The sequence below is a fragment of the Kribbella sp. NPDC051620 genome (genome assembly GCF_044453825.1).
Classification (GTDB): Bacteria; Actinomycetota; Actinomycetes; order Propionibacteriales; family Kribbellaceae; genus Kribbella.
On record NZ_JBITDB010000003.1, the window covers coordinates 273,882 to 292,198 of the forward strand.

At 63.5% G+C, this 18,317-nt stretch carries 19 protein-coding genes, 1 tRNA gene and 2 pseudogenes; 13 read left to right on the plus strand and 9 right to left on the minus strand.

Translation table 11 applies throughout. The features are described 5' to 3' along the window. Nucleotides 1-131 precede the first annotated feature (131 nt). Nucleotides 132-1,331, minus strand: coding sequence for a hypothetical protein (locus tag ACIA12_RS14300; protein WP_396367410.1), 1,200 nt, complete (start codon nucleotides 1,329-1,331; stop codon nucleotides 132-134). A gap of 153 nt (nucleotides 1,332-1,484) precedes the next feature. Here ACIA12_RS14300 and ACIA12_RS14305 point away from each other — a divergent pair, with 153 nt between their 5' ends. From ACIA12_RS14305 to ACIA12_RS14345, 9 genes and pseudogenes are all read left to right on the plus strand, one after another. Further along, nucleotides 1,485-2,273 (plus strand): hypothetical protein, encoded by a 789-nt coding sequence (locus tag ACIA12_RS14305; protein WP_396367411.1) that lies wholly within the window; start codon nucleotides 1,485-1,487, stop codon nucleotides 2,271-2,273. A gap of 5 nt (nucleotides 2,274-2,278) precedes the next feature. Then, on the plus strand, nucleotides 2,279-3,343 hold the full coding sequence (locus ACIA12_RS14310; RefSeq protein WP_396367412.1) for a hypothetical protein: 1,065 nt from the start codon (nucleotides 2,279-2,281) through the stop codon (nucleotides 3,341-3,343). Continuing rightward, nucleotides 3,340-4,041 carry a hypothetical protein gene (locus ACIA12_RS14315; protein WP_396367413.1) on the plus strand — a complete coding sequence of 234 codons (702 nt, stop codon included), beginning with the start codon at nucleotides 3,340-3,342 and terminating at the stop codon, nucleotides 4,039-4,041. The genes ACIA12_RS14310 and ACIA12_RS14315 overlap by 4 nt, the downstream gene beginning before the upstream one ends. Next, entirely contained in the window at nucleotides 4,038-4,241 is a 204-nt protein-coding gene (locus ACIA12_RS14320) for a hypothetical protein (RefSeq protein WP_396367414.1), read from the plus strand. The genes ACIA12_RS14315 and ACIA12_RS14320 overlap by 4 nt, the downstream gene beginning before the upstream one ends. Nucleotides 4,242-4,615: 374 nt before the next feature. After that, nucleotides 4,616-6,769, plus strand: a complete 2,154-nt coding sequence (locus ACIA12_RS14325) for a hypothetical protein (protein ID WP_396367415.1) — start codon at nucleotides 4,616-4,618, stop codon at nucleotides 6,767-6,769. A 14-nt stretch (nucleotides 6,770-6,783) separates the two neighbouring features. Continuing rightward, nucleotides 6,784-7,725, plus strand: a pseudogene (locus ACIA12_RS14330) (replication-relaxation family protein). A 77-nt stretch (nucleotides 7,726-7,802) separates the two neighbouring features. Then, nucleotides 7,803-8,728, plus strand: a pseudogene (locus tag ACIA12_RS14335) (DNA-methyltransferase). Nucleotides 8,729-8,778: 50 nt separating this feature from the next. Next, a complete protein-coding gene (locus ACIA12_RS14340; RefSeq protein ID WP_396367416.1) occupies nucleotides 8,779-9,543 on the plus strand; it encodes an antirestriction protein ArdA in 765 nt (254 codons plus the stop codon). Beyond that, the gene (locus ACIA12_RS14345; RefSeq protein WP_396367417.1) at nucleotides 9,536-10,357 is read left to right on the plus strand and encodes an antirestriction protein ArdA; all 822 of its coding nucleotides are present in this window, start codon (nucleotides 9,536-9,538) and stop codon (nucleotides 10,355-10,357) included. Before ACIA12_RS14340 ends, ACIA12_RS14345 begins: the two co-directional genes overlap by 8 nt. Nucleotides 10,358-10,439: 82 nt before the next feature. Here the strand turns inward: ACIA12_RS14345 and ACIA12_RS14350 are convergent, their stop codons facing one another. Then, a complete protein-coding gene (locus ACIA12_RS14350) occupies nucleotides 10,440-10,757 on the minus strand; it encodes a hypothetical protein (RefSeq protein ID WP_396367418.1) in 318 nt (105 codons plus the stop codon). A 97-nt stretch (nucleotides 10,758-10,854) separates the two neighbouring features. On the opposite strand from ACIA12_RS14350, the gene ACIA12_RS14355 reads away from it, so the two are divergent. From ACIA12_RS14355 to ACIA12_RS14365, 3 genes are all read left to right on the plus strand, one after another. Next, nucleotides 10,855-11,361: a hypothetical protein gene (locus tag ACIA12_RS14355; protein ID WP_396367419.1), complete on the plus strand. Its 507-nt coding sequence runs from the start codon at nucleotides 10,855-10,857 to the stop codon at nucleotides 11,359-11,361. A 231-nt stretch (nucleotides 11,362-11,592) separates the two neighbouring features. Further along, nucleotides 11,593-11,979 carry a helix-turn-helix domain-containing protein gene (locus ACIA12_RS14360; protein WP_396367420.1) on the plus strand — a complete coding sequence of 129 codons (387 nt, stop codon included), beginning with the start codon at nucleotides 11,593-11,595 and terminating at the stop codon, nucleotides 11,977-11,979. Between the two features lie 100 nt (nucleotides 11,980-12,079). After that, nucleotides 12,080-12,907, plus strand: coding sequence for a recombinase family protein (locus tag ACIA12_RS14365; protein ID WP_396367421.1), 828 nt, complete (start codon nucleotides 12,080-12,082; stop codon nucleotides 12,905-12,907). A gap of 896 nt (nucleotides 12,908-13,803) precedes the next feature. Here ACIA12_RS14365 and ACIA12_RS14370 read toward each other — a convergent pair. From ACIA12_RS14370 to ACIA12_RS14395, 6 genes are all read right to left on the minus strand, one after another. Next, nucleotides 13,804-13,879, minus strand: a tRNA-Ala gene (locus tag ACIA12_RS14370). Nucleotides 13,880-14,301: 422 nt separating this feature from the next. Then, nucleotides 14,302-14,946 carry a histidine phosphatase family protein gene (locus ACIA12_RS14375; RefSeq protein WP_396367422.1) on the minus strand — a complete coding sequence of 215 codons (645 nt, stop codon included), beginning with the start codon at nucleotides 14,944-14,946 and terminating at the stop codon, nucleotides 14,302-14,304. Next, on the minus strand, nucleotides 14,943-15,440 hold the full coding sequence (gene rsfS, locus ACIA12_RS14380) for a ribosome silencing factor (RefSeq protein ID WP_396367423.1): 498 nt from the start codon (nucleotides 15,438-15,440) through the stop codon (nucleotides 14,943-14,945). The genes ACIA12_RS14375 and rsfS overlap by 4 nt, the downstream gene beginning before the upstream one ends. Before the next feature lie 8 nt (nucleotides 15,441-15,448). Beyond that, entirely contained in the window at nucleotides 15,449-16,066 is a 618-nt protein-coding gene (gene nadD / locus ACIA12_RS14385) for a nicotinate-nucleotide adenylyltransferase (RefSeq protein WP_396367424.1), read from the minus strand. 18 nt (nucleotides 16,067-16,084) lie between these two features. Then, nucleotides 16,085-16,243, minus strand: a complete 159-nt coding sequence (locus ACIA12_RS14390) for a hypothetical protein (RefSeq protein ID WP_343971550.1) — start codon at nucleotides 16,241-16,243, stop codon at nucleotides 16,085-16,087. Between the two features lie 79 nt (nucleotides 16,244-16,322). Next, entirely contained in the window at nucleotides 16,323-16,451 is a 129-nt protein-coding gene (locus ACIA12_RS14395; RefSeq protein ID WP_343971547.1) for a hypothetical protein, read from the minus strand. Nucleotides 16,452-16,580: 129 nt separating this feature from the next. Between ACIA12_RS14395 and ACIA12_RS14400 the strand changes: the two genes are divergently transcribed. Next, nucleotides 16,581-17,033 (plus strand): Lrp/AsnC family transcriptional regulator, encoded by a 453-nt coding sequence (locus tag ACIA12_RS14400; protein WP_343971544.1) that lies wholly within the window; start codon nucleotides 16,581-16,583, stop codon nucleotides 17,031-17,033. Here ACIA12_RS14400 and ACIA12_RS14405 read toward each other — a convergent pair. Beyond that, a complete protein-coding gene (locus tag ACIA12_RS14405) occupies nucleotides 16,990-17,964 on the minus strand; it encodes an MFS transporter (protein ID WP_396367425.1) in 975 nt (324 codons plus the stop codon). The two genes, ACIA12_RS14400 and ACIA12_RS14405, sit on opposite strands and share 44 nt — an antisense overlap. Between the last annotated feature and the right edge of the window lie 353 nt (nucleotides 17,965-18,317).

An 18,317-nucleotide genomic window follows, 5' to 3' on the forward strand; every position in this document is an offset into this window, starting at 1 on the left:
TTGCCGGGAAGTCGATCGCGCTTAGCCGGCGCGGGCGGTCCGTTGGGGATGTCGTGAACATGGCGTCAATGAGCTGGGCCGCAGCGTCCAGGAAGTGCTTCGCGCTAGCGTCGTCAGCGGCCGCGGGGGGCCTAGGCGTCATCTGATCCACCCTCTGATCGAGCCAGACTTGATCGCCAGCTCTTGTAGTGATCGGCGGAGCTCCTGCCGCGCTCACGTGCTTCACTCAGGTGGTACCAATCGGCGATCTTGCCCCACTCGGCTTCGATCAGATCACAGTACAGAGAGCATGCTGCAACAACCGCGTGCAACTGACACGATTCGAGCACCCCGGCGTGTGTGGCCGCTGTCGGAAAGTGAGCATCTTCGGTGTCAACCTCGTTGATGTCCCACACACACTGGCACTCCTGACACCAGCCAAGCCACTCTTTCAGGCGGGCGGCGCCGGTACTGGTGCTGCTTAGGAGGTTGTGGAAGTGACTGCTCTCCTGGTCGCGCGACTGGGCGACCGCGTTGCGAAGCCATGACTGGTCGGTTTCGTTGAAGACCGTGACATGCCAATCGATGGCGTACACAGCGTCCGACGCGGCCGTCTCCGCTGCACTACTCGATAGGAGCCACATCCCACCGTGGCGCAACGTGAACTGCCGAAGGTGCCACTGGAACCACGCCCACCGATAGAGCGCATCGTGCGCGTATCCCTCAGCTTGTCGCTCCTGCGTATGCCCCAGATCGTCGGGGCCATGTGTGCCCGGCGCCCAATCGTATGGACGGTCGGGCTCGATCATCGTGAGTCGGTAGGCCGTGAGGTCAGCTCCCAGTGCCCAGGCCGGTGTCCACATCCGGTGGTAGGCCTCAAACCGTTCGACCCACTGAACGGCCAATCGCGACTCAGCCGGGTGTCGGCGTTCGAGCTTCGTTCGTGCCTCTCGCAACCGCTGATCGGCATACATGATGAGCATTTGGTCAGCGACGCTTGCCAGGAGATCTGCCTCGTAGCGCCGCGCAAAGGTGTCGGCTGAGCGGTCAATCGCGGCGGCCGCATACTCCCGTCGCTCCCGGGACGAGCGCGCCCGCAACCCTGGTGCGAGACCAAAAAGCGCCAACGCCGCATCACCGTACTCCCCAGAATCGAGCGCGGCGATTGACTCACGCAAAGCTTGTTCGATAGCAGGTCCGGCCGTCAACCCCCGCTCGGACATCGCGACCGTTGCAACATCCTCAAGCGCATCCAGCTGCTGATGGCGCAGCCTCGCCAGCCCTGCTTCTCTAAGAGCTTTCAGATCCTCAACGACCGCTCCGTGCGGTGGTGCCTCGGTTTTGCCGCCCATCCCCCGATTTTGCCGCAGACATGCCGCTTTGGTGTCCGGATCCGGGTGTTGCCCTGTGGTGACACGCCCAGCCCGGAAGAAAAGCACAGGGTCACTCACTTGAATGACTCGCTTCACGGGCTCGGGCTCCGACCAACCTGGAAGGACCCGTTCGTGAAGACCACAACGCTAAGCGTGCATGCACGCATCGTCGCCGTTCTGGTGGCGCTCGTACTGCTCGTCGGCTGCGGCCCTAAGCCAGAGATCGGCCAGCTCGCCGACGACAAGCAGATTCTCAAGGCCTGCCCGAAAGACAGCAAGTACGCCACGAAGGTCGACTTGGACGTCAGCGGCTCTGGCCGGACGTCAGAGCTCGACAACGAACGTCTCAACGTCATCAAGGAGCAGGCCCGCACAACCGCGATCTGCGGCGGACATCTGCTCGTCACCACCTTCTCCGCCACCAGCGCGGCAACTGTGGCTCTGTACGACGAAGAGCTGAAGCTCGACGGCGCAACGGACAACGCTCGACTTCGCCGCGTCTCCAAGCTGGTCGACGACATCAGCAACAAGGTCACCGCGGCCTATCCGCCGGCCGTCAAGAAGGTGTCGCCAGCTCAGAGCGACATCACCGCACAGTTCCGGCTGGCCGCCGAGTACCGCAACCAGCTCGGTTCGACGTACCGCCTGCGTCTCGTCATCCTCACCGACGGCTTCCAGACCGTCGGACGGCGAGTCACGACGCCTGTCGAGATCGCGGACGCCCGTGCAGTCGGCATGACCGTCAACGTGCCGCGCTTGCCGGATGCCTCCGTGACCGTCGCCGGGATCGGCAAGGTTGCGGCTGGGTCGGCACCCAGCTCGGGGATGACCAACGCCCTTATCGGGTTCTGGGACGGCGTCTGTCGCCGATCTCAGGCCACGCAGTGCACCATCGTCACCGACTACATCGCGGGGCGGTGAGCGCGGTGAATCGCAACCGTGTCAACCCGCTAAGCGAGGTGACCGCGGAAGCCGACGCGGTGATCCTGCCGCATATCGACCGGGCCGGAGCTGTTCCGCGCCCAGACGACATCGGCGACTTCCACTCCGAGCGGGAGTACCACGCCAAGGCCCAGACGCAGACCGAGACGTACGCGGCGGAGGGCGAGGCCGCAGCCCGTAATGCAACGATCACTGCGGCTGGCCTGGAGTTGCCTGCCAGCGCTGCAACAGAGCTCATCACCGGTGCGGCATCGAGCATCGAGGCTGCACAGGACCAGTCGGCCCACGCCGTGCGGACTCTTGGCCATCTCGCCCGGCGGGACCTACCGATCAAGGTCCGCTACTGGATCTGCCTCATCGCGCTCTGCCTCGGTGATACGGCCGGAATCCTAGGCGCAGCGATCACCTTGGGCGAGATCCCACTGGTCGCACTCGGGCAGGCTGTCGCCACCGGAGTAGCCGCAATCACCGCGGGCCAGGCTGGGGCCGATCTCAAAGACCTTCGGCTTGCTCGCATCCGGCAACGCGACCTCGAGGACCTGACCAACGACGAGCAGCGCTACCGGCAGTTCTTCACCGGCGCCGAGGCCGGCGTTTCCACCATGAAGCTGGTCGGGGCTTTGAGCGGGACGATCGTCGCGATCATCAGCGTCGGCATCTTCTGCTTGCGGCTGTCTGTCGAGGGCCTGACGTCGGGCATCGCTTTTGGCATGCTGGCCGCCGCGACGGCGCTCGGCTCGTTCCTGGCGAACTACAGCTACGCCGATGAGATCGCCGACTATCTCGCGCGGACCGAACGCATGTGCACTAAGGCGATCAAAGCGCACCGCAAGCTGGCTGCCGATCCCAGCATCCGGCACCGTGCCGAGGCGCTGGCCGATGCAGCCTCGATCAAGACTGAGCACACGCACCGCGGGCGGGCTGCCTGGTGGCAGCTTCACGCGCTGTCGCAGAGGATCTTGCGCCGTAACCCCGGCGTCGCTGGGCACGGTGTGGCCGCTGAGCAGCCCGAGATCATCGGGCGACGGTTCCGCGGTGATGCCGCATGATCCGCACGGTTCAAATCCGACCAGCCCACCTGCTGGCAGCCGAACTGCGCTGGGCCTCCGGCAGCACCAGGACCAACCGGCCCAAGGTCTCCTACCAGCTTGGCAACCCCGGCCGGCCGTCGCCGGAGCCGACCATCACGATCGTCATCACCGACGACTCCGGCTCAGTCATTGGTCCGGCCGGAGCTGACCCGGTCTCCAACCGCTACGAAGAAGCTTGGCGCGCCTTCCAAGCGATCGGTCGACGCGGCAGCAGGCACGAGCTCGGCGCGGTGCTGCACTTCGACACCCCTACCAGCGGCGACATTGGGCCGACGCCACTGACGACAGGCGGACTGCAACGGCTGCGCTCCGGGCTGCACGTTCCACGCGACGCCGCCGGCACCAGCTACCTCGGGCCTTCTCTCAACGCGGCAACCGCCATGGCGAACCACTACACGAATCACGAGGCCACGCTCGTTGTCCTCAGCGACTTCGAGCTTTTCGACGACAACATCGGCAACGTAATCGATGATCTGGCCAAGTTTCCCGGCGATGTCCACGCCGTCGTTCTTGGTGGAACGCCGATGAACGACGTTCTCCACGACCGAATCCGCGTCACCCCAGCGAACTACGACGACGCGCCCGGAACCGTCGCACGGGCCGTTTTCGGCGGTCTGACGGCACGCCGTCCGGGTAGTTGGGTGGCCACCCGATGACGAACGACCCCACCCGCAGCCGCGACCCGTTTCGCTGGATCTGGCAGGCCTGCTTGTTCATCTTCGGCTCAGTGGTCCTGCTCAATCTCGCCGTCGCCTACCTCCAACCGATCCTGCCGTGGCTCGTCGGCGCTGCGGTTCTCGCCCTGGTGCTGTGGGTCATCGTCTCCGTCATCCGGTGGCATCGGTCTCGTTGGTAAATCGACAACGAAATTTTGCAGCAAAACAACGGCTTTAAAACAGGTTACGAATTGTTCCTATCGGTGTTGTGGAATCTTAAAAGGCTATTGGCCGTTGCGCGCGTGCAACCTATAACTAGTTGCAGAACGTTGCACGCACACAACGGAAAGGAGGATACATATGAGCAGGAAAAGAAAGATTAGTAAGAATCCACGTGACAGACGTGAGTATCGGCTGTCAGTGAGGGCCGTCCGACGTGAAACACCGGATGTCAACAAGCTGGCTCGAGCCATCATCGACCTGGCCATGGCCCAGGCGGAGGCGGAAGCACAAGGGGAAGACAAGCCCCAAGCCGACGGAGAGAAGCAGTCTGATGGTGCGTCGAGGAGCGCCGATGACTAGAAGGTCTCTCGATGAACTTGTCTGGGTGCAACTGCACTTCCAGCGGCCCGTCTCGCCGGTTCGCATACTTGAACTGCTCCAGCTCTGGACTGGTGATCCGCGCAACCCGCGGCTCGTACTGGAAGCACGCTCAGGCCGAACCTTGCAGCTCCTGCTTGGCGTTCCACGTCGAGCAGAGAGCAGCGTGAAGGCCAGCGTTCAATCCGTGATCACCGGAACTCGATTCACCGCAGATGACGTGCATCGTCCTGCGGTCTCGCACAGTGCCTCTATCCGGCTCAGCAGCCGTACGAGGGCGCTGCGCACCGACGATCCTGAACCATCAACCAGAGCCATCCTGGCTGCACTCGGCAGGGTGTTCGACACCGAAGAGTTAGTGCTTCAGATCGTCCTCGGACCGCGTAAAGCCGCAAAAGCAGTTGCAGCCCGACCTTCTGCACACGGTTCAGGACTGCTCGGGCCGTTGCCGGCCGATCGAACCGACAGCGATGCCCGCAGCGCCCTACGCGCCAAACAGAAGCTGCCCGGCTTCGACTGCATCATCCGTATCGGTGTCACCGCCCAAAGTCCACGACGACGACGGACACTTGTCGCGGGTTTTCTCACTGGACTGCGTACTGCTGAGACACCAGGCGTCCGCTTCCGCCTCATCCGGGAAGCCTCTCGCAGACTCAACCACGCGACGAGTCCGTGGTGGTGGCCGACTGCCTTGAACAGCGGTGAACTCGTCGGGCTGCTCGGCTGGCCAATTGGCGATGCCGACTACCCCGGAGTCCCCGGCATCCATCCCCGGTTACTGCCGCCATCGAACTTGCTATCTGCTGCCCCAGATCGCGTGGTAGCAATACCGACTGCTCCCGGTCATACGAGCCCGGTCGGCCTGGACGTTGATGGGTCGCTCCGACACACCTGGGTACTTGGCCCGAACGGCACCGGCAAGTCCACATTGCTTGCCAACTTGGTCGTACAGGACATCGCTGCAGGGTCCGGTGTTGTGGTCATCGAGCCAAAGGGCGACCTCGTAAGAGACATTCTCGAACGAATGCCGGCCAATCGAATCGATGACCTCGTCATCCTCGACCCCACTGACGATGCACCAGTCGGTCTTAATCCGCTCAGTGGCCGCGGCCGGGAGGAGACCCGCGTCGAAGGACTCCTTAGCGTATTCCGATCCCTGTACGCCGACTCCTGGGGACCGCGCACCCAAGACATCGTGCACTCGTCGCTCCTGACGCTTGCCCGTCGCGGTGACGCGTCCGTAGCGATGGTGCCGCTGCTCCTCACCAACACTGGCTTTCGTCGCTCTGTCGTTCGCCGTGTCGCCGCTGCTGATCCCGTTGCGCTCGGCCCATTCTGGGCCTGGTACGAAGCGTTGTCGGACGGAGAACGGGCCACCGTCATCGCGCCAATCATGAACAAGATGCGGCCGTTCCTGCTCAACCCTGGACTTCGCGCCGTCATCGGACAGCGCAAGCCTCGGATAACGATGAGCCAGATTCTGACCGATGGCAAGATCCTGCTCATCCCTCTCCGGAAGCAGATCATCGGAGCGGAGGCCGCCCGCCTGACCGGATCACTTGCCGTCGCGGAACTGTGGCAAGCGATCCAGAACCGACTGAGTGTGCCAGCGGCCAGCCGTCGACCCGTCATGGTCTACATCGACGAGGTGCAGGACTACTTGCACCTTCCGACCGACCTAGCTGACGCACTCGCCCAAGCTCGGGGACTTGGCGCCGGGTTCACTCTGGCGCACCAATATGCCTCCCAGCTGTCGAACACGATGCGTGCCGGATTCGTCGGCAACATCCGGTCCCGAATCGCATTCCAGCTCGCCTACGACGACGCAACGTTGCTCGCCAAGGGACATCCGGAGATCACGGCTGACGACTTCGCGACCCTGCCGGCGTTCCACGTCTATGCGAGCTTGGCAACCAGTAACGGCCAAGTGACGCCGTACGCCTCCGGCCGAACAGTTGCGCTCTCGCCGCCTAGCCGCGATCCCGACGCATTACGTCGGATCAGCCAAGAGCGGTACGGCCAATCACTGGACACCGTTGAGAAGGATCTGGCTGAACTGGTCGAAGTCGGAGCCACAAGCGACAACGCTGCGACTGGCGGTAGTGGCCGGAAACGGAGGTCATCATGACCGACTCACAGGAGATGCCAAGGCGTCCTGTCGGTCTTCCTGTCGCGTCGAGCAACGATCCGCATACCCGCAGGTCAGACGCCGAAGAGCGCCAATTAAGTGTCCGGAATAGTTCGCCCATCGCCGATGCTCAACTCCCGGCCGCCCGGTCCGCCAAGCAGCGACTTGGCCGCCTCGATATTACTACTATCCGACGCAACCTCAGCTCTCGCGATCTCGAAATTTTGCGATCGATCTCAGCCCATCGATTCCTGACTACCAGGCACATCCGTGCATTGCACTTCAACGACCATGCCTCCGAGCTCAGCGCGACCCGTAGCAGTAATCGCGTTCTTCGCCGACTGTGCCGCGACGACCTGATCTCCTCGCTCGACCGACGCGTAGGTGGTGTCCGAGCTGGATCGGCTGGGTACGTCATGCGCGTCACGGCTGCCGCTCACCGGATGCTCCAGAACGAAGACAGCGAGGAAGTCTCACGCCGCTACCGCGAGCCGTCGCAACGACTACTCGCCCACACCCTGGCCATCGCAGACACCCATGTGGCGCTCTACCAGGCCGCGAGCAGTGACGGCCTCGAACTCGTCACGGTGCAGGTCGAACCCGGAAGCTGGCGACGATTCCTCGGCCTCGGTGGCGAACACCGACTTCTTCGTCCCGATCTAGCCGTCGTCACTGCTCAAGGATAGTACGAAGACCATTGGTTCCTCGAGGTCGACCTCGGCACCGAGCATCCACCAACCATCGTCCGTAAATGCCAGCTGTACGAGGACTACCGCGCGAGTGGTGTCGAGCAAGAGACCCACGGCGTCTTTCCCCGCGTGCTCTGGGTCGTCACGAACCTGCAGCGCGCCGACAAGCTAACCGCCGCAATTCGTAGCGCCCGGCTTGATCAAGACCTGTTCAGAGTGACCACCGTCGAGCAACTGGTACCAGCCGTGATCGGGGGTGCGGCATGACCCAACCGCCTCGAAACACCATCCTCGTCGGCGACGCCCTGGAACAACTCCGCCGACTGCCAAGCGAGTCGGTCGACATGACGCTCACCAGCCCGCCGTACTACAACCTCCGGAACTACCAGGTCGGCGGACAACTCGGCCAAGAATCCAACATTCAAGAGTGGGTCAGCAATCTCACCGCGGTTGCCGCCGATGTCGGACGAGTCCTCACCCCAATGGGCACCTTCTGGCTGAACGTTGCGGACCGCTACTCCATCCACGACAAGGAAGGCTCTCCGAGGAAGAGCCTGCTCCTGGGGCCGGCGCGGTTGTCAGCAGCGCTCGCGGCAGACGGCTGGTTGGTACGTAACCAGATCATCTGGAGCAAGACCAACCCCATGCCCTCGAGCGTGCCGGACAGGTTGACCACTACCTACGAAGTCGTCTTCCTGCTCACCAAACAGCGCAGCTACTTCTTCGATCTTGACGCCATCCGAGTTCCACACACGAGTAAGCCGACAGCTCCTCAAGCCTCGGCCAAGGACTCCATCCCTCAGCAGTGGCGAGCTCGTTCGACCGACAACATCCGCGGTCTGGTCTCGCTCAAACAACGCGGCATCGTCGGGCACCCGCTCGGCAAGAACCCCGGGGATGTCTGGCAACTGCCGACCAGCAGCTACCGGGAGCACACTTCGCCACCTTCCCCGAGCGACTAGCCGAGAGGGCCATCCTTGCCGGCAGTCCAGAGGCTCGTTGCTCGAACTGTTTCAAGCCGCATCACCGGGTGACTAGGCGTCTCGGTGCTACCGCTATCCGCGGGGCGCTACTGGTGACCTGTCTCTGTCAGGCGCCTAGCGAGAAGGCCATCGTCCTCGATCCGTTCATGGGTGCTGGCACGACTGCGGTTGCTGCCGAGAAACACGGACGGGACTGGCTGGGCGTTGAGCTGAACCCTGAGTTCGCCGAGCTGGCAAACAACCGCATCCATATGGCCCGCGGTACGCCGGAGGACAAAGCCGCATGACGACTCCATCCTCCCGAACACCAACCAATAAGACGAAAGGAGGTACCACTATGACCGAACGTTTCTCCGGCCATGAAGGTCCCGAGCGGCCGACCGATGCCAAACGAGTCGAGCGCTACGTCAATCTCGGCGCCAGTGAAGCAGAGGCTTACAACGTGGGGGAGCTGGAGCGCATCGCCCTCGAACGACGGGAACGCCAGCAACCGCTTCACCCCCGCCTCTATATCCGCTCGACCATCGACCAGAGTCGCGGGGATGAGGTTGGCGGGTGGATCGCCGCCGCCCGGGACGCTGACACCATGACGGCTGACATCCTGGCGGTCCTATCCCGGTCGCTCGCCACCAGACGGACCGGCACCGCAGTCGGCGAATGGGAGATCGGTGGCTCCGAAGACTTCGAGCAGGCCGAGCCCGACAAACACGAATCGCTCCCGGTTGTCTCTGCACTTGCAAAGGGCATCGCGCAATACGGCCCCGCCTTCGCCGCATGGGCCAGCATCGGCCACGAACTCCAGGGTCACTACGACGTAGCGATCATGCAGCGCTTCCCCGATGCGTACATCGGCGACTTCGCCAGCATCCAGACCTATGCCGAGCACGTGATCGTCCAACGCGGCGCCGTCGAAGCAATCGAACAGCTTCCCGAGTGGCTGCAACACATCACGCGTCTGGACTGGCACGGGCTGATCCAGCACATCGAGTGGAACGGCGACATCCATGTCGTCGATCACGACAACGGCATCTGGGTCTTCGACAGTCGGTCGACCCTCGCACCTACTAACCACCAAGACACGAAAGGAGGTGAACATGCGTGAAGACTTTCCCGCACCACCAAACCCAGAACAACAAGGCGCCAACAGTTACGGCACCGACGATCCAGAGAAGCAAGCCGAGATCGAGGCCGCTCGCACGGCTGCAGCCGAAGAACGGCGGGCCAACCGCGAGAAGCTGGAGCGCTACGTCAGCTACGGACTCAACGAAGAAGACGCCCAAGGGCTCATCGAGCACGAACAGATGCTCAATGATCGCCGGGCCGCCATCGCGGCCGGCAAACCCGAGGCAGGCGAAGCAGACAAGCGCATCCGGCCACGGATCTACGTCCGGTCTGTCATCGACTACACCGAGGGCCACGACATCGGCGACTGGATCGACGTCAGCCAAGATCTCGATGACATCCATGCGGACATCAAGAAGATCCTCGCCCGGTCCCTGCATACCCACTTCACCAAGGAACCAGCCGAAGAGTGGGCCATCACCAGCCAGGAAGGCTTCGGTGAAGTCGTCTTGTCTGAGTCCGAGTCGCTGGACATCGTGTGCGCACTCGGCCGAGGCATCCACGAGCACGGTATGGCCTTCGCAGCTTGGGCCGAGATCAACGACGACCACGACATCTACACGCTAGAGCGGTTCAAGGATGCCTACGAAGGCGAGTTCGAGGACCGCGAGGCGTATGCCAAGCATGTGTTCGACGGCATGAACGGCGAGCACGAGCTAGAGGCCTTGCCTAAGTGGATGCGCGACATCGTCCGAGCGGACTACGCGCACATGGTCCACGAGATGTGGACCAGCGGTGATGTCCGCTTCGCAGATCACCCCGGCGGGGTGTGGGTGTTCAACGGTCGAATCTAGCAATCCGCCGCACTTTGACAACTCAATAGAGGTTCGTCATCTCGCCTGACGTAGCGGTGACGCTGCAGGCGGCAGCCTCCTGTCACACCGGCTTGGCGAAGTCGATCGCGTGCTGGACCGCGGGCCGCAGCTCGCCCCAAGGCCATGTCTTTCCCGTCGCCGGGTGGACAAAACACCCGTCCCGCTGACCGCCACCTGGCACGCCGACCCAAGCCAGACTTGGGCCGACGCCGGGAACAGCGAGTTGAATATAGGAGCGCGCTTGCGTACGAAGGTCTTGCTGATCGCTGACTGCAGCGAGAATGGTGAGTTCCTGAGGAAGTCCCAGATCGGCAGCGCCGCGAACACTCACATCGCGGCGCTGTTCACCCGGACCTGCCTGCCACAGCACATAAGTCATGACACCAGTCTGTCATGCCGTCTCCTCGCTGCCATGCAGCCGTCCTGTCATCCCATACGGGATGGCCGGCTGCACCAACATCGAGGAGGAACTCGCTATGAGCGAGGAAGAGAACCCGACCAGGCCGCAGAGCTACAAGACGATCGGGGTGAAACTCCAACACCCAATCCACGCTCAGCTGAATGCTGTCACTGAGATCGACGACATTCCGTTGCAGGTAGCACTCGTCAGGGGCGCAAAACTCCTGATCGAGTCCAGGCGGACCGATCCGAAGTTCCAGGCGAAGGTCTCCGCCCGATCCGAACGGATCAAGCGCGAAGCCGAAGCGCAGGTGCTTGCAATCTCTTCACTGCTCGACGCCGTTACACCGGATGCTGCGCCCACCCCAGACGAGGGTGCCAGCATTGAGCAGCTAGAGGCTGCGATCAGCCTAGGCGAACAGGCGGCCGAATTGGCAGCTGAGGTTTCCACCGTGGAAGCCGATGCTATATCGGACGACCATGCCAGCGACGTTGCTTCGTCCGACGACGAGGCGACCGAGCAATCGGCCGATCCGGAAGCCAAGAAGACGACCCGACGACGGGCGTCCACTCCGAAGAGCTGAGCTCCTCGGTAACCACCGATCCACTCCCCTGACGGGTTGAGCGGGACACCACCCACGGATGGGAGGCGAGAGCGCACGACGCGCCTCGCCTCCCATCCAATTACCACTCAGAATCAATAGCAGGAAAGGCTTTCCTTACTTCGTCAACTCTTGTTGTGGAATTGACATGCATGCAACGACAGACGGATAATTGGGATGTAATGAATTTCAATTCAAGTCAGGGAGTTTCATATGAGCGCAGAGGAACATTTACACTTAGCAGTCATCATCAAGAACGCACGCCGGGAAAAGGGGTACTCGGCGAGCGAACTCGCCCGCCGTGCGGGCTTGCAGCCAAGCACAGTCACTCGGCTTGAGGCTGCCCAACTCCAGCACCCGCTCCCCGAGACACTCGTTGCGATTGGGCGCGTTCTCAACTTACCTGCATCGGATCTCTATGTGTGCCTGGACTGGATGCCGAAGGAACAACTGCCGCGCTTCGCTCCGTATCTTCGAGCGAAGTATGGGGATATCCCGGCCGAAGACGTGGCGAAGCTTGAGGGCCAGTTTCTCCAAGTCGCCCAACGAGACGGCTACGAATGTGAAGCGCCAAAATCTGGGAAAGAAGAACTTATTTGACCTACCGCGTCACCTAATCCGAGAGGAGGAATCACGATGAAACATCACCAACCCCACGCACGCCCGACTCCATCCGCTCAGCAACCGAAGGAGTGTGATCATGTCTCTGGCTGAAGCTGCCGTGAGCAGTGCCCAAGTGACGAAGGCACGAAAACGCTTTGTACTCTACTTGCGCGTTTCAACGCCGTCGCAGGTGAACACCGATTACGACCCCGAGGGAATCTCGATTCCGGCTCAGCGTGAAGCCGGTCTTCGCAAGGGCATGGCACTAGATGCCGACCTCGTACGAGAGTTCATTGAGCCGGGGCGAAGCGGGACGTCCGTCGACAAACGCCCCGTCTTCCAGGAGATGCTGTCCTGGATCAAGGAGCAGGGCGACATCGACTACGTCGTCGTCTACACCTTCTCTCGCGCGTTCCGTAACGCTGTAGATGCTGGACTCACCAAACGAACGCTACGCAAGCACGGCACACGCATCATCTCCACGACGCTGGACCTTGGCGAGAGTCCCGAAAGCGCCATGATCGAAACGATCATGCACGCAGTGGATCAGTACCAGTCCGAGCAGAGCGGCGCTGACATCAGCTACAAGATGAGTCAGAAGCTCAAGCACGGTGGCACCATCGGGCCTGCGCCACTCGGGTACCTCAACGTCACCGAAGACTATGAGGGACGAACCATCCGCACCATCGCCGTCGATCCGGCGCGCTCGTCGCTCATTGAGACCGCGTTCATCCTCTTCGCGACCGGTGAGTATTCGGTACGTCGCCTAGAAGCGGAGATGGAAGAGCGAGGTCTCACCACCCGTCCGTCACGACGCTGGCCAACCAGGCCCGTCTCAGAGAAGCAGTGGCGAAAGATTCTCGCCAACCCCCTACTACCTCGGGCTCGTCACCTTCGAGGGTCAGCAGATTCCAGGGCGTCATGAGGCAATCGTTGATGCCGAGATCTTCGCGCAGGTGCAAGGGATCCTCGATTCGCGCGCCAAGCCTGGATCGCGTGACCGCAGTCTCACCCACTACCTTCGCGGCATCCTGCGCTGTCAGCGGTGTAAGGACGAAGGTAGAGAATCGCGCATCATGTAGACGGAAGCAGCGGGCAACGGTGGACTGTACGGCTACTTCATCTGCAGGGGACGCCAGCTCGGGGTCTGCGAACTTCCGCACTTGCCGGCACACCAGGTCGAGGCCGCGATCGTTGCTTTCTACGCCACCGTCAAGACCCCAGATGGCTTCGCTACCACGGTGAACCAGCAGGCGCAGGAGACACTCAAGTTTGACCGGCGCGACGTGATCAGTCGCAGGGATCACGCCGCGAAGCGTCTCCATGAGCTGGACCTACAGGAGGAGCGCCTGATCGATGCTGTCGCCGAAGGGTCAATGCCATCGGGCAAGCTCCGTGAACGTCTCCAGAAGTTGGCCGTCGAGCGCATCCAGCTCGAAAAGGATCGCCAGTCCAGCAGCAACGTTGTGAAGCAGGCCGTCGAGCTGCTCTCAGCCGTGCTGCACCTGCTAGAAGACCCACAATCCATGTACCAGGCTGCGGCGGATCTCACTCGCCGTCGGATCAACGACGCGTTCTTTGAGGCGCTATACCTAGAGCGCGACTTTGTTGACCACGCGGTACTGAACCCGGTCTTCGGGGAGGTCGTTGAGGCCTACGCGGCCTTCCGACGCTCAAACGAGCAAGAGACTCCTGTTGGATCTTCACAACCAAACAGCTCCCGCACTCTGACGAGTACGGGAGCTGAGGATGTAACCCTGAGTGATGTTCTAACCACTGATGGTGGCCTGGATTTGGCAACCGGTTCGAGAACAGCACTCATGGTGGAGCTTAGGGGATTCGAACCCCTGACCTCTTCCATGCCATGGAAGCGCGCTACCAACTGCGCCAAAGCCCCGCGGTGTCTTGCGGACTCCGGAAGTTTAGCGGATGGGGGGCCGCAAAGAAAAATCGGGTGGAGCGGAGCAGGAGGTGAGGAAGAGCACGCTGGGTGAGGGCGGTTTGCGGCGGGTTGCGGAGGGCTGGTGGTGATAGTTGGCCGACCTTCCCGGTGGGCGGAGAACGGGTGGCCTGGAGTATGCGAGACAGTCGCCGGAACTAGGTTCCGACGGCTGCTGGATGCGGCCTGGGCGAGGCGCGCGCCGATGGGCGCAATGAGCTTCCTCGGCAGGAGATCGCGAGCGCGACGGCACTCACCGCGACGCAGACAGCGGCACCGCGCGACGCAGGAGCGCCGCAGAGACAAAAAGGGGTGGTGGGAGCGCCCGGAGCTGGTCGCGACGAAGGAGCGGCCGAGCGGAGGGGGCGTGGGGTCTTTGTCTAGCGTTGCTGGTCGTCGCTCATGACTGGTTCGGGGAGGGAGCCGGCGTTCCATTCTTCTATTCGCCAGCCGTGGCGGCCGGGGAGCAACGAGACCCAGTTGCAGTTGGAGAGGCCTCCGAAGGCTGGCCAGTGGGCCTTGGGGATGCCTAGGAAGAGGCAGATGCCTACTCGGGCGGCCAGGCCGTGGGTGGCTACTACGACGGTGTCTGAGGGTTCGCCGTGTTCGATGGCGCGGGCCAGGGCGGGGGCGAAGCGTTCGGCTACCTCTTCGACTGTTTCGCCGGCGGTGCCTCGGCGTTGGGGTTCGCCGGAGCGGATTCGCAGGGCCGCCTCGGGGTGGATGGCGGCCAGTTCGTCCATGGTCATGCCGGCCCAGTCGTCCACGTTGATTTCGCGGAGGGCTTCGTCGTACTCGATCTTGAGGCCGGTCAGCAAAGCGAGCTCACCGGCCGTCGCGGCGGCGCGTTGGAGGTCGCTGGAGAAGAGGCGGGTGGGGGCCAGGGAGGCCAGGCGCGCGGCAGCTGCGCGCGCCTGGGCGATGCCTACGTCGTCCAGTGGGATGTCGGCCTGGCCCTGGATCTTGTCCTGCAGGTTCCACTCGGTCCGGCCGTGGCGCCAGACGATCAGCCGGCCCGCTGTCATTCGGCCGCGGAGGAGGACTCGACGGCGGAGGACGGTGCGGAGCCGTCACCAGCGGCGTCGGAGGAGGATGACGACGGGGTCGGGTCCTCTTCGGCGGTACGGTCGGCGATCACCGGTACTGCGATGGTGCCGTCGGCGCCGGGTAGCGGGATGATCGGGCAGTCGCGCCACAGCCGCTCGAGGGAGTAGAAGTTGCGCTCCTCGTCGTGCTGGACGTGGACGACGATCTCCAGGTAGTCCAGCAGCACCCAGCGACCCTCGCGGGCGCCTTCGCGGCGGACCGGCTTGGCGTCGAAGTCGACCCGGAGCTTCTCCTCGATCGCGTCGACGATCGCGCGGACCTGACGGTCGTTGGAGGCGGAGGCGACCAGGAACGCGTCGGTGATGGCGAGCTGCTCGGAGACGTCGAACGCGAGAACGTTCTCGGCCTTCTTGTCGTGGGCCGCCTCGGCGGCCGCGGTGAGCAGCTCGATGGCGCGTTCGGTGGCAGGCATTAAGTTCCTTAGTGGTTGGTGTAGAGGTCGCGCTTGGCGATGTACTGGACGATCCCGTCGGGCACCAGGTACCAGGTCGGGTTGCCCTTCGCGACGCGTTGCCGGCACTCGGTCGACGAGATCGCCAGCGCCGGTACTTCGAGCAGCGTGATCCGGTTCATCGGGAGCTTGTCCAACGGCAGTTCCTGCGACGAGTACCCCGGCCGGGTACAGCCGACGAACTGGGCCAGCTTGAACATCTCGTCGACGTCGCGCCAGGTGAGGATCTGGGCCAGCGCGTCGGCGCCGGTGATGAAGAACAGCTCCGCGTCGGGGTAGAGCCTGGCCAGGTCCCGCAGCGTGTCGATCGTGTACGTCGGACCGGGCCGGTCGATGTCGACCCGGCTGACCGAGAACCGCGGGTTGGAGGCGGTCGCGATCACCGTCATCAGGTACCGGTCCTCGGCGGGCGAGACCTCGCGGTCGAGCTTCTGCCAGGGTTGCCCGGTCGGGACGAAGATCACCTCGTCGAGGTCGAAGTACGCCTGTACTTCGCTCGCCGCCACCAGGTGACCGTGGTGGATCGGGTCGAACGTACCGCCCATCACGCCCAGTCGGCGGCCGGGCCGCACCCGCTCCGAATCCACGTCAGCTCACCAGGCCGCTCAGCTGTGCGGCCGGCCCTTGCCCATGATCACGGTGACGAGCAGCATCACGACCAGGACGAACAGGGCGAACCCGCCGTACCACCAAGGCGAGATGTGCGAGGCCTCGGTGGAGGCTTCTTCGGCGGCCGCGGACAGCGGCAGGAGGAGGGCATGCATGAGGCGAAGCCTATCTCTTGCCCACCTGCGCGAGCGCGACCGGTGGGCCCGAAGCCCTGCCGGTCGCGCGGGAGGTGGGTCAGCTGTGCCGGATGTAGCGGGTCAGCAGCCGGCGCCACGCGGACGGACCGGTGTAGTCACGCTGGTGGATCGCGGCGACACGGCGCATCTCGTCGATGTGGGCACGGGCAACTTCGGGGGTGATCATGATTCCTTCACAAGGTTGTTTCGACTGGCTTCGGTAGTTGAAATTGTACGCCAGAAACTGCTAGGACTCGAACGAATTGAAGGCAGATCAGTCGATCTTCCTACGAATCTGCGGTAAACGGAGGATGGCATGGACGCGATCGATCGGCAGCTGGTCGAGGCACTGCGAGCCAACGGGCGGTCGAGCTGGGCCGAGCTGGGCCGGGTGGTGGGGCTGTCCGGGCCGAGCGTCCAGGAGCGGGTGAAGCGGCTCGAGGAGCGCGGCGTACTGCTCGGGTACCGCGCGGTGGTCGCGCCGGATCAGGTGGGGCTGGGGACCAGCGCGCTGGTGGGGCTGTTTCAGCGGGACGACGTGGAGACGGATGAGATCGTCGCGGGCGTCCGGGAGATCGCCGCGGTGGAGGACTGCTGGTTCGTCGCCGGCGACCAGGAGCTGGTGGTGAAGGTCCGGGTGGCGGACGTGACTCAGCTGGAGGCCGTGGTGGGTAGCCTGCGCCGGGTCAACGGGGTGGTGCGGACCAGGACGACCGTGGTGCTCTCTACTCGCTGGGAGGCGCGGCCGGCGCCGCTGCCGGAGGCATAGCCGGTACTACCGGGGGATGCCCGGGCAGCGCCTCTACCGGAGGTCTAGCCGGTACTACGCGCCGTCGGCCGGCCAGGTAGGTGGTCGCTGCGGCCGCTAGCGCCAGAGCACCCGCCAGCGGGTACAGGAGATGCGGGTGGTGCTGATAGGTGGTGCCACCCAGCGCTGGGGCCAGGGTCATGCCGGAGATCGAGGCTGCGGCGTACAGGCTGGAGAAGCGGCCGGTCATGCCGGCGGGGGCCGCGTCGACCACCTGGGCGGTGGCAGTGGGTTTGTAGAGCATCTCCCCCGCGGTGATGAGCGCGACCGCCACCCCGGCTCCCATCAGCACGGGCCAGACGCCCAGTACTGCTAGGCCAGTGGCGACCAGGGCGAAGCCGACGGCGATGACACGGGATGCGTGGTGGTTGCGGAGGCGGATGGCCAGCGGCGCCTCCAGCAGCACGATGAATACTGAGCTCAAGCCGAGCAGTACGCCGTATGCGACCGCAGGAGTGCCCGCGTCATGCAGTACCAGCGGCAGGGTCGAGAACAGTTGGCGGTAGACGGTGTCGATGACCACGATCGACACGAGCAGTACCAGGACCGACTTATCAGCCCGCAGCGCACGCCAGACCCCCAAGACGCGCGCGGCCGCCACCCGGGTCGCGCTAGGAACGTACCGCCAGATGACGGCCGCGAGGACGACGCTGGAGACCGCATCCACTACGAAGACCAGCGAGAAGTCGTACGCGGCAAGCAGACCGCCAAGCGGTGGACCGATGGTGAAGCCGGCGTTGCTGGCCGACCGCGACAGCGCGATCCCCTCTCGCCGGCGCTCGGCCGGGAGTACCAGCGCGACGACGGCGCTCAGATTGGGACGGGTTGCGCCACCACAGAGGCCAGCCACAGCGGCTAGCACTGCTAGCGCACCGAGTGGCACGAAGGGCATCGCGAGGCAGGCGAGAGCCCAGGTCAACTGACTGGTGATGGTCGCGCCGCGCAACCCCGAAGCGGTCGCCGAACCAGCCGCCGGACAGGTTTCCCAGCAAGAGCCCGACCCCGTACGCCGCGGCCGCAAAGCCGGCGTCCTGCGGCGACATTCCACGGTCCTCGACCAAGTACAGGGTGAGGTAGATCCACGCGAGCGACCCGGCCGAGCTGACGAGTTGCCCGAGCATCACCGCCTTGAGCCACCCCGGAAGCTCCGCCACTCGTCGCCAGTACATCCAGCACCCCCGAAGTACAGTGAGTTCCTAAAAGGAACTTACAAGCACGGATAGCGTAGGAGCAAGTGGAGGAGGC